The organism is Rhizobium sp. S163, assembly GCF_030380805.1.
GTDB lineage: Bacteria > Pseudomonadota > Alphaproteobacteria > Rhizobiales > Rhizobiaceae > Rhizobium.
Genome location: NZ_JAUDSA010000034.1, coordinates 109,455 through 124,961 on the forward strand (window position 1 = coordinate 109,455; position 15,507 = coordinate 124,961).

General features: G+C 61.5%; 12 protein-coding genes. 4 read left to right on the top strand and 8 right to left on the bottom strand.

Features of this window, described 5'->3' with window-relative positions:
* Window positions 1-47: 47 nt before the first annotated feature.
* From QTL96_RS23935 to QTL96_RS23950, 4 genes are all read right to left on the bottom strand, one after another.
* Window positions 48-1,406, bottom strand: a complete 1,359-nt coding sequence (locus QTL96_RS23935; RefSeq protein ID WP_289729470.1) for an esterase-like activity of phytase family protein — start codon at window positions 1,404-1,406, stop codon at window positions 48-50.
* 45 nt (window positions 1,407-1,451) lie between these two features.
* Window positions 1,452-2,522 (bottom strand): adenylate/guanylate cyclase domain-containing protein, encoded by a 1,071-nt coding sequence (locus tag QTL96_RS23940; protein WP_289729471.1) that lies wholly within the window; start codon window positions 2,520-2,522, stop codon window positions 1,452-1,454.
* A gap of 162 nt (window positions 2,523-2,684) precedes the next feature.
* Complete coding sequence (gene rnd / locus QTL96_RS23945) at window positions 2,685-3,830, bottom strand: ribonuclease D (protein WP_289729472.1); 1,146 nt, start codon at window positions 3,828-3,830, stop codon at window positions 2,685-2,687.
* Between the two features lie 84 nt (window positions 3,831-3,914).
* Window positions 3,915-5,330 carry a multicopper oxidase family protein gene (locus tag QTL96_RS23950; RefSeq protein ID WP_289729473.1) on the bottom strand — a complete coding sequence of 472 codons (1,416 nt, stop codon included), beginning with the start codon at window positions 5,328-5,330 and terminating at the stop codon, window positions 3,915-3,917.
* Window positions 5,331-5,598: 268 nt separating this feature from the next.
* Between QTL96_RS23950 and aspS the strand changes: the two genes are divergently transcribed.
* Window positions 5,599-7,389 carry an aspartate--tRNA ligase gene (gene aspS / locus QTL96_RS23955; protein ID WP_289729506.1) on the top strand — a complete coding sequence of 597 codons (1,791 nt, stop codon included), beginning with the start codon at window positions 5,599-5,601 and terminating at the stop codon, window positions 7,387-7,389.
* 63 nt (window positions 7,390-7,452) lie between these two features.
* On the opposite strand, the gene QTL96_RS23960 is transcribed toward aspS, so the two are convergent.
* The gene (locus tag QTL96_RS23960; protein WP_289729474.1) at window positions 7,453-8,619 is read right to left on the bottom strand and encodes a serine hydrolase domain-containing protein; all 1,167 of its coding nucleotides are present in this window, start codon (window positions 8,617-8,619) and stop codon (window positions 7,453-7,455) included.
* A gap of 75 nt (window positions 8,620-8,694) precedes the next feature.
* Here QTL96_RS23960 and QTL96_RS23965 point away from each other — a divergent pair, with 75 nt between their 5' ends.
* Window positions 8,695-9,333 (top strand): TetR/AcrR family transcriptional regulator, encoded by a 639-nt coding sequence (locus QTL96_RS23965; RefSeq protein WP_289729475.1) that lies wholly within the window; start codon window positions 8,695-8,697, stop codon window positions 9,331-9,333.
* Window positions 9,334-9,388: 55 nt separating this feature from the next.
* Here QTL96_RS23965 and QTL96_RS23970 read toward each other — a convergent pair whose 3' ends face one another.
* Window positions 9,389-10,576 carry a hypothetical protein gene (locus QTL96_RS23970; RefSeq protein ID WP_113196827.1) on the bottom strand — a complete coding sequence of 396 codons (1,188 nt, stop codon included), beginning with the start codon at window positions 10,574-10,576 and terminating at the stop codon, window positions 9,389-9,391.
* Between the two features lie 224 nt (window positions 10,577-10,800).
* Here QTL96_RS23970 and parC point away from each other — a divergent pair, with 224 nt between their 5' ends.
* Entirely contained in the window at window positions 10,801-13,059 is a 2,259-nt protein-coding gene (parC, locus tag QTL96_RS23975) for a DNA topoisomerase IV subunit A (RefSeq protein ID WP_113008505.1), read from the top strand.
* Window positions 13,060-13,226: 167 nt separating this feature from the next.
* The gene (locus QTL96_RS23980) at window positions 13,227-13,739 is read left to right on the top strand and encodes an SRPBCC domain-containing protein (RefSeq protein ID WP_047513216.1); all 513 of its coding nucleotides are present in this window, start codon (window positions 13,227-13,229) and stop codon (window positions 13,737-13,739) included.
* Here QTL96_RS23980 and QTL96_RS23985 read toward each other — a convergent pair.
* Both QTL96_RS23985 and QTL96_RS23990 read right to left on the bottom strand, forming a co-directional pair.
* Window positions 13,675-14,565 (bottom strand): DMT family transporter, encoded by an 891-nt coding sequence (locus tag QTL96_RS23985; protein ID WP_289729476.1) that lies wholly within the window; start codon window positions 14,563-14,565, stop codon window positions 13,675-13,677. The genes QTL96_RS23980 and QTL96_RS23985 overlap by 65 nt on opposite strands.
* A complete protein-coding gene (locus QTL96_RS23990; RefSeq protein WP_289729477.1) occupies window positions 14,566-15,342 on the bottom strand; it encodes an arginyltransferase in 777 nt (258 codons plus the stop codon). It lies immediately after the preceding gene.
* Between the last annotated feature and the right edge of the window lie 165 nt (window positions 15,343-15,507).

The window sequence follows — 15,507 nt, forward strand, 5'->3', positions numbered from 1 at the left end:
CGGCCCCCGCTCTTTCGAACGGGGGCCGTCTTGATTTCGATCGATGCTTACTTGGCGTTCAGCAGTTCGCCGACTTCGAGTAGGCTGAACTCGTTGTCGTCAGCCTTGTCGACGGCGCGACCGGCCGAGAAAGGCAGGTTGTTGTCGTTGCCGACCACGATGTGGGTGGCATCGACGCGGTCGACGTTTTCGATCGTCACGAACGGCATGTCGTAGACGCCATCCTTGGTGCCGGCCTTCTTCTTGTTGTCGGGATCCTTGATGTCGAGAAGATCGATATAGCCGATCTTGCGAACGGCGCCGTTTGCGTTGGCGTCGTTGAACTCGATCTTGTAGATGCGCTTCAGCTCGGCGGGAGCCTCGAAGCAATCGGCCTTCGGCTGCTTCGGATCGGCGCAAGCCTTGTCCTTGCTACCGGCGCCGTTGTCACGCTCGATCACCAGCGCAGTGCTGTCGTCGAGCATGTTGAAGTCGCCGATTGCGATGCCCTTTTCTTCCAGCGGGTAGAGCCAGCTGCGGCCGGTCCAGTTCTTGGCCACCGTGTCGAATTCAACGATGCGCAGGCCCGTGCGGCCATCGACCGCCTCAACCTTGCCGTCGTCCTGGAAGAGCGGCCCTTCGAGTAGGCCGTAGAGCTTGCTTCCGTCCTTCGACATCGCAAGGCCTTCGAAGCCGCCGGAACGCTTCACGTTGAAGGCGGGCATCTTGGCAACCGGGTTTGCCGGAACCGAGAGCGTCGGGTGGTCGGGCGACAGCACCGGCTTGCCGTTGACGACGGTCGAAACGACGTCGGTCAGTTTGCCCTCGGTGTCGAACTTCAGGATGTAGGGCCCGAACTCCTCGCCGATCCAGAAACCGTCGGCGACCGGCTGGATGGATTCGATGTCGAAATCAGCGCCTGTGAGGTAACGCTTCTCGGCACCTTCAAGCACGATCGGGAAGGGTGCCTTCTTGTCCGGATCGGACAGGAACAGGTTCTTGACGACCTCGACCTTACCGGTGGCCCAATCGAACTTCACCTGATGCAGGAAAAGCATGGCGTCGCTGGAGTTGGCCTTCGAGCCGAAGCCGTTGTCGGACAGCGTCCAGAATGTGCCGTCTTCCATGGTCTTGATGCCGGAGAAGCCCTGGATAGGCTGTCCGTCGAAGGGAAGCTTGAGGTCGGTCACGCGCGCGCCGTCCTTGCCCGGAACGGTGCCGAGCGCCTCGGTGCGCTTGCGATCCGGCGTCGTGAACTTGCCGGAGTGCTTGAGGAACTCAGGTGCATCGGTGGGAGCCGGCACCATGGTGTTCGCCGGCAGAATAGCCTGGCCGGCAAGCTTTGCGGGAAACTGCTGCTGGTCGGCCATGGCCGAACCGGCGATCAAAAGAACAAATGAAACAGAAGCAAGAAGAGCATTTTTCATCGAAACCCCCATGTACTAGAATGCGGGCTTCGATTAGCAGGCCTCTTATGTCGGCGCTTTGACACCCGCGTGAAGCTTTGGTGACGCTATGCGGTCGTCCGCCTTAACGAGCGAGATCACCCCGAGGCTCTGTCCGCGTCCCTTGACCGCGTGCTGGCCGAGATCCTCCGCCACAACCTTGGTCGGCAGCTGGATCCGCTGGGCGAGGTCGGTCGAGATCAGCACCGAGCGATTCAGCGTCTTGCAGAGCGATTCAAGCCGCGATGCCGTGTTGATGGTGTCGCCGAAATAGGTGATTTTGTGATGGTCGACGCCGATTTCCGCGGTGATGATGCTTCCGCCATGCAGCGCCGCGCGCAGCCTCGGCACTTGCCCATAGGTCGTCAGCCAGCTCTCGGCATCCGCCTCGATCGCATTGATGATGTCGAAGATACAGTTAACGCATCGCGCGAATTTGACGCCGCGGTCCAGCGGCCAGGTAATGATGGCGGCATCGCCGACATAATCGACAATCGTTCCCTTGTACTTGCGCACCGGCTCGGCAAAGGCAGCAAACAGCGAGCTCAGCATCTGCTGCGCGCGCAGATCGCCATGCTTCTCAGCGAAGGTCGTCGAATCGACGAGGTCGATGAAGAGAAACACCCGCTCTTCGCTGACCGGCTTGCGGTAGCGGCTGATGAGCATGCTGGTGAACACCTCACGGCCCAGCAACTCGCGAACTCTGAGAACGAAGATCATCAGCGAGCAGACGGCAAGCGCGTAAAGAAAAGCGTTGAACGGCAGCACCACCATGTCGACCCAGGAATGGGGGATGACGATGCCCGTTCCCCACAAAGAGAGGCCTGCGGCTGCGAAACCGATGCTCATCAGCACTTCGTAGATGAAAAGCTCGGCGAGGAAGAAGGTGAGCGTCGGCAGCGCCTCGACCCGGTTGCGCAGTCCGCGAAAAATCACTTTTCGCTCGAAGGCGATGATCGGCATGCCCATGCAAAGCGCGAAGACGGCGCCGACGAGCGGGCGGCTGTCCTGGAAGAACATCACGCTATAGAGCACGCCGCTTCCCGCCATGACGAGCATGATCAGAAGCCAGTTCTGGACTGGAGATACTTCTCTCATAAGGGTCTTTTCGTTCAGCCTTGGCCAGCGTGCGTCTGAAGCAATGTAGGCGCGCGTAAGCCCTTTCGGAAGGGGACTGGAAGTCCCTCCCGAAAAGATTTAGCTGAATGATTGGGCGCAGTTATGGCCTGAAGCGAGGCGACGCAAAATTTGCGTCGCGACTTACAGAGCGACCGTCTCGACCTTCTTGCCGACGAAGCGCAACGCGACGTCGCCCTTGATCAGCTGCAAAGCGGGATCGCCGAACAGCTCGCGGCGCCAGCCGCGCAACGCGCCCACATCGGCGTTCTCACCCTCCGCGGCGATCTTGTCCAGATCCTCGCTGTTGGCGATCACCTTGGGCGCGACGCCGTGCTTTTCCGAGATCAGCTTCAACAGCACCTTCAAGAGCTCGGCTGCGGCCGCGGCCCCCTCCGGCGCCTGGGTCTGTCTCGGCGCATGCGGCATCTCGGCCTTCGGCAGCGCGAGAGCCGTATTCACCGCCTCGACGACGGCGGCACCAGCGGACGACCGTTCCCAACCCTTGGGGATGGTGCGCAGACGACCGAGCGCTTCGGCGTCCTTCGGCTGCTGCTGGGCGATCTCGTAAATCGCGTCGTCCTTGATGACGCGCGAACGCGGCACGTTGCGGCTGCGTGCTTCACGCTCGCGCCACGCGGCCACGTATTTCAGCACGGCAAGCTCCTGCGGCTTGCGCAGGCGCATCTTCAGGCGCTGCCAGGCGTCGTCGGGATGAATGTCGTAGGTCTCTTTCGCCTCGAGCACATCCATCTCCTCGGAGAGCCACAAGGAGCGGCCTTCGCGCTCGAGCTCTGCCTTGAGATAGAGGTAGACGTCGCGCAGATGCGTCACGTCGGCCAGCGCATAGTCGAGCTGCTTTTCGGAAAGCGGACGGCGGCTCCAGTCGGTGAAGCGCGAGGACTTGTCGATCTGCACGCCCTTTGTGCGGCTGACCAACTGGTCGTAGGAGACGGAATCGCCGAAGCCGCAAACCATCGCCGCGACCTGCGTGTCGAAGATCGGATGCGGAATGAGGCCGCCCCGATTGTAGATGATTTCGATGTCCTGGCGCGCGGCGTGAAACACCTTCAGCACGCTGGCATTAGCCATCAGCTCGAAGAAGGGTTTCATGTCGAGACCCTTGGCCAGCGGATCGACAAGCACTTCCGTCGTCGGGCTCGCCATCTGGATCAAGCAAAGCTCCGGCCAGAACGTCGTCTCTCGCAGAAACTCGGTGTCGATAGTAATGAATTCTGACTTGGCCAGCTCGATGCAGGCCGCCTCCAAATCGGCGGTTGTTTCAATCATCTCAATTCATTCGCAGGATAGACATAGTTGAACCTTTCCTTCTCCTTTCGGCCCAATATGTCAACCGCTACCGGCAAAGAGTGGTCAAACAACCCTGACATAACTCGTCATGCCGGTCTTCTGATGCTCGATGATGTGGCAATGCAACAGCCAATCGCCGAGATTGTCGGCCACGAAGGCAAGCTGCACCTTCTCGTCCGGCTGCACCAGATAGGTGTCGGTGACGAGCGGTATGACCTCGCGCGTGGACGATGAGAGCACCGTGAAGCTCATCCCGTGCAGGTGGATCGGATGCGTATGCGGCGTCACGTTCTCCAGCTGCAGGATATAGCTCTTGCCGAGCTTCAGTTCCGAAAGCGGTGCTGTCGGGTCGCTCGTGTCGCCCGGCCACGGCACCTTGTTGATGGCCCAGAAGCTGTAGCCCAGCGTGCCGCAGATGCTGTCGACGGGCGCATTCTCGGCCGTGGCGCTGAGCACGACCGAGATCTTTTCCGCCGTGGAGAGGTCGGCCTTGGCGACTGGGTTCTCCGCGAGCGCTGCAAGATCGCCGACATTTCGCTTCAGGGAGGTGCCCACCGAACGCAGCTTGGCGATCGTTTTCGGTGTGGTGCCGCGAATGTCCTCCAGCGTCGCAACCGCGCCTTCGGAATCTGGCATGCGAACGGCGAGATCGAGCCGCTGGCCCGGGCCGATCAGCAGCAGGTCGAGCGGGAAGCGCTTCGGAACGGGATTGCCGTCGATCGCGATCACGGTCGCTTCGGCGCCCTCCATCTTCAGCGAGAAGATGCGTGTTACGTCGGTGACGGCGATGCGCAGGCGGATCAGTCCGCCGGCCGGCGCATCGTATTGCGGTTCCTGGTGCCAGTTCGCGGTGCGCACCGTGCCATAGGTGCCAGTCTTCGCCGCATCGCGCGGCCGGAACGCCGCAATGAACTGGCCATCGCCGCCAAGGCGCCAGTCGCGCAGGTTGAGCACCACTTCGGAATCGAATGTCGGGTCGGCCGCATCCTCGACCACGATCACGCCGGTCATGCCCTGACCCATCTGTGCAAGCGTGTTGCAGTGCGGATGATACCAGAAGGTGCCGGCATCGGGCGGCGTGAAGGCATAGTCGAAGCTGTCGCCGGTATAGACGTAGGGCTGCGTCATGAACGGCACGCCGTCCATCTTGTTGGGAATGCGCAGGCCGTGCCAGTGAATGGTGGTGGGTTCGTCGAGCGTGTTGGTCAGCCGCGCCGCATAGGGCTTGCCCTTGGTCATGCGCAGCACTGGCGGCATTCCCGCACCGCCCTGCGCGTCACCCCCCACAGCACCCCACGTCATGATGTTCTTGGTCACACCGGCATCGGTCAGCGTCGCCTGTGTCTTCAGTGCTTTCAGCACCTGCGGCTCGGGTGCCGCCTCCGCCATGCCGAACTTACCCGCGATGCCGATGCCCACCCCGTAAGCGCCGGCGACGGCGGAAGCCTTCAGAAGGTTGCGGCGGGTGAGGAGGGACATGGCGGAACTCCGGAGAAGAATGATGCATCCTCTTTAAAGTTGACCACGACCTTCAGCAATATGCCTCGTGTAGCCAAACTGCCGCAGAGCTTGGCATATGATAAGGTTGCAGCCGCGTCGAAAACCGCGCGCAAAGCACGCCTGAGCCGTGCCAAGTCTTGACAAATCAGGCCGTCCATGCGCTTTTCCGCCCGATTTTCTTGTCGGCGCGAGAGAGCTTTTGAAGCCCCTGCTGCCGTCTTCAAGCCAAATACTGGAAATTGAGATGATGCATCGTTACCGCAGCCACACATGTGCAGCCCTCCGCAAGTCGGATGTCGGCGCCAATGTCCGGATTTCCGGCTGGGTCCACCGCGTTCGTGACCATGGCGGCGTTCTCTTCATCGACCTTCGTGACCATTACGGCATGACCCAGGTCGTCGCCGACCCGGATAGCCCGGCCTTCAAGATCGCCGAGACCGTCCGCGGCGAGTGGGTCATCCGCATCGACGGCGTCGTCAAGGCGCGCTCGGAAGACACCGTCAACAAGAACATGGCGACCGGCGAGATCGAACTCTACGCTCAGGAGATCGAAGTCCTTTCCGAAGCCAAGGAACTGCCGCTGCCGGTCTTCGGCGAGCCGGATTATCCTGAGGACATCCGCCTCAAGTACCGCTTCCTCGACCTGCGCCGCGAGACGCTGCACAAGAACATCGTCAAGCGCAGCCAGATCATTTCCGACATCCGCAACCGCATGACGTCGGCCGGCTTCGGCGAATACACGACTCCGATCCTGACGGCGTCCTCGCCGGAAGGCGCGCGCGACTTCCTCGTGCCGTCACGTATCCACCCCGGCCAGTTCTTCGCCCTGCCGCAGGCGCCGCAGCAGTACAAGCAGCTCCTGATGGTGGCCGGTTTCGACCGCTACTTCCAGATCGCGCCGTGCTTCCGCGATGAAGACCCGCGCGCCGACCGCCTGCCGGGCGAATTCTACCAGCTCGACCTGGAAATGAGCTTCGTCACCCAGGAAGACGTCTGGGACACGATGGCCCCGATCATGACCTCCGTCTTCGAGCAGTTCGCCGAAGGCAAGCCGGTCACCAAGGAATGGCCGCGCATCCCCTATGACGTCGCGATCCGCAAGTACGGTTCCGACAAGCCCGACCTGCGCAACCCGATCGAGATGCAGGCCGTCACCGAGCACTTCGCAGGCTCCGGCTTCAAGGTCTTCGCCGGCATGATCGCCTCGAACCCGAAGGTCGAAGTCTGGGCGATCCCGGCCAAGACGGGCGGCTCCAGAGCATTCTGCGACCGCATGAACGCCTGGGCGCAGTCGCTTGGCCAGCCGGGCCTCGGCTACATCTTCTGGAAGGAAGAGGACGGTAAGGTCGGCGGCTCCGGTCCGCTTGCCAAGAACATCGGCGAAGAGCGCACGGAAGCGCTCCGCGTCCAGCTCGGCCTTGAAGCAGGCGACGCCGCCTTCTTCGTCGCCGGCGAACCGGCGAAGTTCTACAAGTTCGCGGGCGAAGCGCGCACCAAGGCGGGTGAAGACCTGAACCTTGTCGATCGCGACCGTTTCGAACTGTGCTGGATCATCGACTTCCCGTTCTACGAATGGAGTGAGGAAGACAAGAAGATCGACTTCGCCCACAACCCCTTTTCGATGCCGCAGGGTGGTCTGAAAGCGCTGCAGACGCAGGATCCGCTTTCGCTCAAGGCCTACCAGTACGACGCCGTCTGCAACGGCTTCGAAATCGCCTCGGGCTCGATCCGTAACCAGTCGCCGGAAGCCATGGTCAAGGCCTTCGAACTGGTCGGCCTCAGCCAGACGGACGTCGAGGAGCGCTTCGGCGGCATGTACCGCGCCTTCCAGTACGGCGCGCCTCCGCACGGCGGCTGCGCCTTCGGTATCGACCGTGTCGTGATGCTGCTGCTCGGCGCGAAGAACCTGCGCGAAATCACGCTGTTCCCGATGAACCAGCAGGCGCAGGACCTCCTGATGAACGCCCCGTCGCAGGCAACGCCGAAGCAGCTGATGGAACTGTCGCTGCGCGTCATGCCGCCGGTCAAGAAGGACTGAGCGGACATCGCTTGAATGAGAAAAGCCCGGCGCGAGTCGGGCTTTTTTCATTTCCGGGCAATGTCAGAGAGCCGCGTAGATCGCCTGTTTGAGGTCGACGGTGAACCGGCCCCACATGCCCTCCAGCGCCGTATTGGTGAGCGCGACCACCGTCAGCTTCTTTGTCGGATCCACAAACCAGCTGTGGCCGTAAACCCCGCCCCATTGCAGGCTGCCGCGAGACAGCGGAACCTGCGCGGCATCAGGATCGGTCACCACGGCCCAGCCGAAGCCGAAGCCCGAGCCGGGCTCTACCTGCTGCCGCAGACCGCTGGCTTGGTCGGTCATCATGGTCGCGACCGTTTCCTCAGATAGCAACGCGCCGCCGCCCTGGCGGATGGTTTCGAGAATGCGGAGTATATCGTCCGCCGTGCCCGCCATTCCTGCGCCACCCGAGTGATAGGAGGAAGGGTCGAAGATCCGGTCCGGCGCAAACCGCACTGAGCCCGTCAGCGCTGGAATGACGGCTTCCTGACCCATCCGCTCCGGCTCGGGCGAGGCGTTGAAGTACGCGGCCGCCAATCGCTTCCGGTCGCGCACCGAAAACGCGGTGTCTGTAAGCCCGAGCGGGCCGGTGACGAGTTCCGCGACCGCATCGTCGAGCGACATGGCCATTTCCTGCTCGATGACGCCGCCGAGAACGTCGATCGCCAGAGAGTAGCACCAGCCTTCACCCGGCGCGAACCGCAGCGGTGCACTCGCAATGCGCTTCAGGTTCTCCGCGAGCGCCATTCCAGGCTCGCCGATGCCGTCCGAGACGCCGGCGCGGGTATAGGGGCCATCCTCGTCGATGAAGCAGTAGCTGAGACCGGCGGTGTGGGTGAGCAGATGGCGAAGGCGGATGACCGCTTCCCCGCCATCGGCAAGCCGAGGGCGGAAGTCGGGCAGCCAGCGTGTGATCGGATCGTCCAAACCCATCCGGCCCTGTTCGACCAGTCGCATGGCGGCAATCGTCACGATCGGCTTGGTGACCGAGGCAAGGCGGAAGATCGTGTCCTCCGTCATCGCCAGTCCGGCCTCCCGGTCCGCCAGCCCGGCTGCGCGCCGGTAGACCGGCTTTCCATCTTGCATGATCAGGACCACGGCGCCCACTAGCCGCTTGTCGGCAAGTGCGGCATCGATCGCCTTATCGACGCCCGCGCCGAAGGATACCGCTGCGTTATCAATCTTGATGTCTGGGGGAAGACTCATGAGATCAAACCTTCTATAATCACAATGATCATTCCTGAATATAATGGATCGCAAGATAATTCCAGAGTGAACGTTGTGAAAAATACAGAAAGCTCGAAACCCGAAGCTCAACGCAAGCGCGGCCGCCCGCCCGCTTTCGACAGGGAGGTCGTTCTCGCGGCGGCGCGTGACGTCTTCTGGCAGCACGGCTACGATGGTTCGTCGATCGCCGACCTGACGGCGTCCATGGGGATTACCCCTCAAAGCCTCTACGCGGCCTTCCGCTCAAAGGCTGATCTCTATCGCGAGACGCTCGATCAGTACCGCCGCATGCCACGGCAGGAGCCGGGCAACCCGTTGCAGGAAAAGATCGATACGGTAACGGCTTTCACGCGTTTTCTGCGGAACTCCGCGTTCCTGTTCACGGCACCCGAACACCCCAAGGGCTGCATGATCTCGACGGCGGTGCTGAACTGCGCGGCGGAAAACGAGGACATCGCCTTTCACGTTTCATCCCTGCGGCTGCAGACGCTCGGCGCGTTCCAGGCGCGTATCGAGCGTGGGGTAGAGGAGGGCGATATGCGCGCCGACACCGATGCCGGCTCGCTTGCCCGTTTTCTCGGCGCCATGGTTCAGGGAATGTCGGTCCAGGCGCGTGACGGTGCGGGCGCCGACGAGCTCATGGCAGCAGCCGATCACGCGATCAGCGAATTGAAACGCCACAGCATACGATGAAAAAAGACCCGGCGAGCAATGCGCGCCGGGCCTTCCTGAATTCACATCAAGGCGATCAGTCGTTCGCCGAAACCTTCACTCCGAGCACCTGCGGCAGCGTGTTCGGTGCACCCATGGCGGCGCCCATGATCATCGGGAACGGCACGGGCTTTTCCGGTGCGGCGTTGACCGTCAGGCTCTTCGGGTCGTCGAGGAAGGTGTTGACGGCGGCCGATACGGCGTTCTGCAGTTCCGGGATGTTCAGCTGCGCCAGCATGATCGGCGCCATCGCCTTCAGCGAGTCGGCCATCTGCTTGCCCGACATGCCCTGCTGGCTGCCGGCGTAATCAAGCGCGCGCTTGGTGATCGAGGCGTCGTCGAAGCGGATCTGGGCGCTTTCGAAGGACAGCTGCTGCAGCAGGCCAAGCATGGCAAGGCCGAAGGCCTGCTGGGCCTGATCCTTGTTCTGGTTGGCTTCAGCCTGCTGGGCGGCTTCCTGCAGCGACTTCACGAAGGCGAGCGTATAGCCGTTGACCTTGAAGGCGAGGTTGAGCTTGCCGACATTGCTGAAGTCGAAGGCGAACTCGGACACGTCGATCGTGCCCGGTGCTAGGTCCCAGGCGCCCTTCATGGTGATGTCGCCATTGACCTGCTGCAGCGCCAGCTTCTCGATCGCTTCCTTGCTCTGCGGATCGGCCGCCTTGCTGAGGTCAGCCTTGAGGCTCTTGAAGGCGCCGTCGAAATCGAAGCCGGACTCGTCTTCGCGCAGCGTCAGGTTCACATCGCTGCCGCCGAGCGAGAACACTTCGGCGCCATCCTTGACGACCTTCAGCGGGCCGCTGTGGGCGCTCTCGTAAAGCAGCATGGAGGAGAGGCCTTCGCCCTTGGGATCGGCCGGGACAGAGATGCCGCCGAGTGTCAGTTCGCTGACGGTCAGCGTCGCGCCGTCATTGGTTGTGTTGATGTCGGGGAAGGCTGCTTCCTCGATATAGTAGCCACCGTCGTCATCTTCTTCGACGCCCGAGAGCGTGATTTCGCCGATCGGCAGAGCGCCGCCATTGTTCGGCTTGAAGCTGGCGTTCTTCAGCGTGACGGTCTTGCCGTCGACATCGACGCCATCGGCTGCGAGCGTGCCGCCCTGCAGCGTGTAGGCGGCATTGATCTTCTTCAGCAGGTCCTGGCCATCGAGCGCGAAAGCGGAGCCTGCGAGAGAAAGGAATGCCACGCCCGAAAGCATGAGCCGTGTCGTCCGGTAAAATGTCATGGGTGTTCCTCAGATCCAGGTGGGCGGTTGGCCATAATCTACGGTGGATTTGTGCCGGTTTATATTTCGTGTTTTCTAAAATTATGTTGAAGGGATAAGCAAACAAAGTCCAAATTCGGGCAGAAAGGTTTTAGCGGTCGTTTTCTTTCTGTTCGGAGACTTCATCCACAGCCGCAATGCCCGGATTCCTTGCTCACATCAACCATCTCGGTTAGTCAGAAGGTATGGGACAAGAGATTTTGCCGCCCTCTGGCGGAGACGATGACAGCATTCTTCCGATCGACCTGAAGGCGGCGCTCGAAGAGCGTTATCTCGCCTACGCGCTGTCGACCATCATGCATCGCGCGCTGCCCGACGTTCGCGACGGCCTGAAGCCGGTCCATCGCCGCATCATCCACGCGATGAGCGAGATGGGCATCCGCCCGAACTCGGCCTTCAAGAAATGCGCCCGTATCGTCGGTGACGTCATCGGTAAATTCCACCCGCACGGCGACCAGTCGGTCTACGATGCGCTGGTCCGTCTCGCCCAGGATTTCTCGCAGCGTTATCCCGTCGTCGACGGGCAGGGGAACTTCGGCAACATCGATGGCGACAGCGCTGCTGCCTATCGATACACCGAAGCCCGCATGACCGATGTCGCCGGGCTGCTGCTCGAGGGTGTCGATCAGGACGCCGTCGATTTCCGGCTGACCTACAACGAGGAAGACCAGGAGCCGACGGTTCTCCCCGGCGCTTTCCCGAACCTTCTCGCCAACGGCTCGTCGGGCATCGCCGTCGGCATGGCGACCTCGATCCCGTCGCACAACGCGCATGAACTGTGCGACGCGGCGCTGCATCTGATCAAGCATCCGGATGCGACGGTCGAGACGCTGGTGGAGCAGTTCATTCCGGGCCCGGATTTTCCGACCGGCGGCATCATCATCGACGACCGCCAGACGATCATCGACGCCTACAAGACCGGCCGCGGTGGCTTCCGCACGCGCGCCAAGTGGGAGACCGAGGATCTCGGCCGCGGCGGTTATCAGATCATCATCACCGAAATTCCGTTCCAGGTGCAGAAGTCGCGCCTGATCGAGAAGATCGCCGAGCTCTTGATCGCCCGCAAGCTGCCGCTGCTGGAAGACATCCGCGACGAGTCGGCTGAAGATGTCCGCGTCGTGCTGGTGCCGAAGAACCGCACCGTCGACCCGACGATCCTCATGGAATCCATGTTCAAGCTGACGGAACTCGAAAGCCGTTTCCCGCTGAACATGAACGTTCTCTCCATGGGCCGCATTCCGCGCGTCATGGCCCTGAACGAAGTCCTGAAGGAATGGCTGGACCATCGTCGCGACGTGCTTCAGCGCCGCTCGCGCTTCCGCCTTGCCGCCATCGAGCGTCGCCTGGAAGTCCTGGGTGGCCTGCTGATCGCTTATCTCAACATCGATGAGGTAATCCGCATCATCCGCGAGGAGGATGAGCCGAAGCCCGTGATGGTCGCGCGCTGGTCGCTGACCGAGATCCAGGTCGAAGCCATCCTCAACATGCGCCTGCGCTCCTTGCGCAAGCTGGAAGAATTCGAGATCCGCACCGAGTTCGACGCTCTCAGCAAGGAAAAGGCCGAGATCGAAGCGCTGCTCGCCTCCGAGGACAAGCAGTGGCAGACCGTCGCCTGGGAAATCGGCGAGGTGAAGAAGAAGTTCGCCAAGGCGACCGAACTCGGCCGCCGTCGCACCCAATTCGCCGAAGCGCCTGATGCCGACGAGCAGGCGATCCAGCAGGCGATGATCGAGAAGGAACCGATCACCGTCGTCGTCTCCGAAAAGGGCTGGATCCGCGCGCTGAAGGGCCATATCTCCGACACCGCGACGCTGACCTTCAAGGAAGGCGATGCGCTGAGGATCGCGTTCCCGGCGCAGACGACGGACAAGATCCTTGTCATCACCACTGGCGGCAAGGCCTTCACGCTCGGCGGCGACAAGCTGCCGGGTGGCCGCGGCCATGGCGAGCCGTTGCGTATCATGATCGACATGGACAACGACCAGGACGTCTTGACGGCCTTCGTCCACGATCCGCAGCGCAAGCAGATGATCGTTTCGACGGCTGGCAACGGCTTCGTGGTCGCGGAGACAGACATGGTCGCCAATACCCGCAAGGGCAAGCAGATCATGAACGTCTCCATGCCCGACGAGACCAAGCTGCTCGTGCCCGTATCCGGCGACCACGTCGCCGTCGTCGGCGAAAACCGCAAGCTTCTCGTCTTCCCGCTGGATCAGGTTCCGGAAATGTCGCGTGGCAAGGGCGTTCGCCTGCAGCGCTACAAGGATGGCGGTATTTCCGACGTTCGCTGCTTTGCGATCGCGGATGGCCTTGTCTGGGAAGACAGCGCCGGCCGGACGTTCAGCAAGAATAAGGAAGAACTCGCCGAGTGGCTTGCCGACCGCGCTTCCGCCGGCCGCACGGTTCCCAAGGGCTTCCCCCGCAGCGGCAAGTTTGCCGGCTGAAATATATCAGCGCCCCGCTCTTGGCGAGCGGGGCAATTCCTCTAGTTTTGTCCTGTAATCACAACATGGACAAACATCATTCCGAAGGCGGACGGAATGATCGTATATGGCGTCTTCGTGGAAGGCGGCATGTCCGATCATGGAGGTCCGATCACGGAGGAATGTTGATGAGCGCCTGCAAGACCATTACGCTTTCAGTTGGCCACACCTACAACGCCTCGCCCTGCGAGGTTTACGACGCCTGGCTCAATCCCGAAATCGCCAAACGCTTCCTCTTCGCCACCGATGATGGCCGGGTCATCCGCGCCGATATCGAGCCTCGCGTCGGCGGCCATTTTCTCGTCATCGACAGACGGCCGACCGGCGATGCCGTTCACTATGGCGTGTTTCTCGAAATGCGTCGGCCGCGCCTGATGGTGTTTTCATTCTCGGTCGCCGAACACGATCACAACGCCGATCGCATCCGTGTTGAGATCGAGCCGCTGGGCGAGGGCACGCGCCTGACGCTGTCGCACGAAATGTGTGCTGAATGGTCAGCCTTCGAAGAGCAGACCCATCGCGGCTGGACACACGTTCTGAACGGGCTGGAGCGCGAGCTCGATGCGGCTCACACGGTCAAGCTGCCGGAGCTTGTTGCGTCGCAGGCTGTTTCCGAACCATCCAAAGCGAGTGCGCCATAATCGCGATGACGAGGATGGAGCCGCCGATCAACGTCATGACCGGCGGCGTTTCCGCGAAAATCAGCCAGATCCAGATCGGCGCCAGAATGGTCTCGAGCAGGTAGAACATCCCGACCTCGGGCGCCCACAGATAGCGTGGCCCGCTGGCAAGACACCAGAACGACACCGGCATCAAGACGGCGCCGTTGAAGATGATCCAGGCTGGATGCTCGATCACGAGACCTGCCGGCAGGGCGTTGGCGAGGCCAAGCGCGGCGGGAAAGGCCGCGGCAAGCAGTGGCACGAAGCCCATGGCGCGACGTGACGCGCGCCCGACGGTAATCGCGCCAGCAAGCACCAGCGCCGTCAAAAGCGCCATCGCATCACCGAAGCTGTGGCCGCCGGCCAGCCCGTCGCCGACGATCAGGCCGACGCCGACAATCATCACCGCCATCGTCACCAGCGTCGATATGGATGGGCGCTCCTTCAGGAACAGCCAGGAAAGCAGCGCTCCGAACATCGGATTGAAGGCGACGATAAAGACCACGTTAGCGGTGGTCGTGTTAAACACCGCAAGCAGGAATGTTATAGTCGATAGCCCGTAGAGAAATCCGGCGAGCAGGCCCGGCTTGCCGGGCACCATCGCCGGCCAGCTTCCCTTCATCCACCGGATCGCGCAAAGGATCAGCAACGTCACGGCAACCGTCGTGATGCTGCGCATGCCGACGATCGACCACATGTCGCCATGGGCGAGGCGTACGAGCGGAATGTCCATGGAGAGCGCAAGGCCGCCGATCGCCGTCAGCAGCAGGCCCTTCCGATGATCGGAAAGGTGAGGGAAACTCATTTAGGGCTGGCTACCTTCGGGAAGGGATGTGGGATCGAAGCGCTCCCAGCCGCGCGCGGTCAGGTGTTCCTGCGGCTGGTAGCGGGTCTTGTAGTCCATTTTCCGTGAGCCTTGAACCCAGTAGCCGAGATAGACATGCGGCAGGCCGAGCGCCTTTGTCCGTCTGATGTGATCGAGGATCATGAAGGTGCCGAGCGAGCGCTTGTCGAGATCGGGATTGAAGTAGGAATAGACCATCGAGAGCCCGTCGCTCATCGTGTCGGTCAAGGCCGCCGCGATCAGCTCGCCACTTGGCCGCGTTTCCAATCCTGATCCCTCGACACGCCGGCGATATTCGATGATCTTGGTGTTGACGTGCGTATCCTCGACCATGATCGAGTAGTCGAGCACCGTCATGTCTGACATGCCGCCCTGCTGGTGGCGATAGTCGAGATAGCGGCGAAACAGCGAATATTGCTCGCTCGATGGCTGCGCCGGAAATTCGGTCGAGATGATATCGGAATTGGCGGCAATGACCCGCTTCATCGACTTGGTCGGCTCGAACTCGTCGGCGAGGATGCGGACCGAGACGCAGGCCCGGCAGGCCTCGCAGGCCGGACGGTAGGCGATGTTCTGCGAGCGGCGAAATCCGCCTTGCGTCAGGATGTCATTCATCTCGGCGGCGCGCGGCCCAACGAGATGCGTAAAAACCTTCCGTTCCATCTCATGCGCAAGGTAAGGGCAGGCAGCCGGGGCCGTCAGATAAAACTGCGGAGATGGCGTGGTCTGCGTATTCATCTGCTGCGGAGATGTCCTTGGGTTGCATGCTGAAATGACAGCATGACTTAAGAAAAGAAAACGTCAACAGCGCGGCAGTCAGCCGCGCTTTCTGATCGATTATACTTTCGGATATTGGCCGAAAATTTCCCCTCAAAAGGAGGGGAAATCCGCTTATTTCAGAGG

Excerpts from the sequence above, each read along its gene's own strand:
- QTL96_RS23960 (WP_289729474.1), bottom strand. The coding sequence starts at position 8,619 with ATGAGTCTTCCCCCAGACATCAAGATTGATAACGCAGCGGTATCCTTC.
- QTL96_RS23990 (WP_289729477.1), bottom strand. The coding sequence starts at position 15,342 with ATGAATACGCAGACCACGCCATCTCCGCAGTTTTATCTGACGGCCCCG.
- QTL96_RS23940 (WP_289729471.1), bottom strand. The coding sequence starts at position 2,522 with ATGAGAGAAGTATCTCCAGTCCAGAACTGGCTTCTGATCATGCTCGTC.
- QTL96_RS23935 (WP_289729470.1), bottom strand. The coding sequence starts at position 1,406 with ATGAAAAATGCTCTTCTTGCTTCTGTTTCATTTGTTCTTTTGATCGCC.
- rnd (WP_289729472.1), bottom strand. The coding sequence starts at position 3,830 with ATGATTGAAACAACCGCCGATTTGGAGGCGGCCTGCATCGAGCTGGCC.
- QTL96_RS23985 (WP_289729476.1), bottom strand. The coding sequence starts at position 14,565 with ATGAGTTTCCCTCACCTTTCCGATCATCGGAAGGGCCTGCTGCTGACG.
- QTL96_RS23950 (WP_289729473.1), bottom strand. The coding sequence starts at position 5,330 with ATGTCCCTCCTCACCCGCCGCAACCTTCTGAAGGCTTCCGCCGTCGCC.
- QTL96_RS23980 (WP_047513216.1), top strand. The coding sequence starts at position 13,227 with ATGAGCGCCTGCAAGACCATTACGCTTTCAGTTGGCCACACCTACAAC.
- aspS (WP_289729506.1), top strand. The coding sequence starts at position 5,599 with ATGCATCGTTACCGCAGCCACACATGTGCAGCCCTCCGCAAGTCGGAT.
- parC (WP_113008505.1), top strand. The coding sequence starts at position 10,801 with ATGGGACAAGAGATTTTGCCGCCCTCTGGCGGAGACGATGACAGCATT.
- QTL96_RS23970 (WP_113196827.1), bottom strand. The coding sequence starts at position 10,576 with ATGACATTTTACCGGACGACACGGCTCATGCTTTCGGGCGTGGCATTC.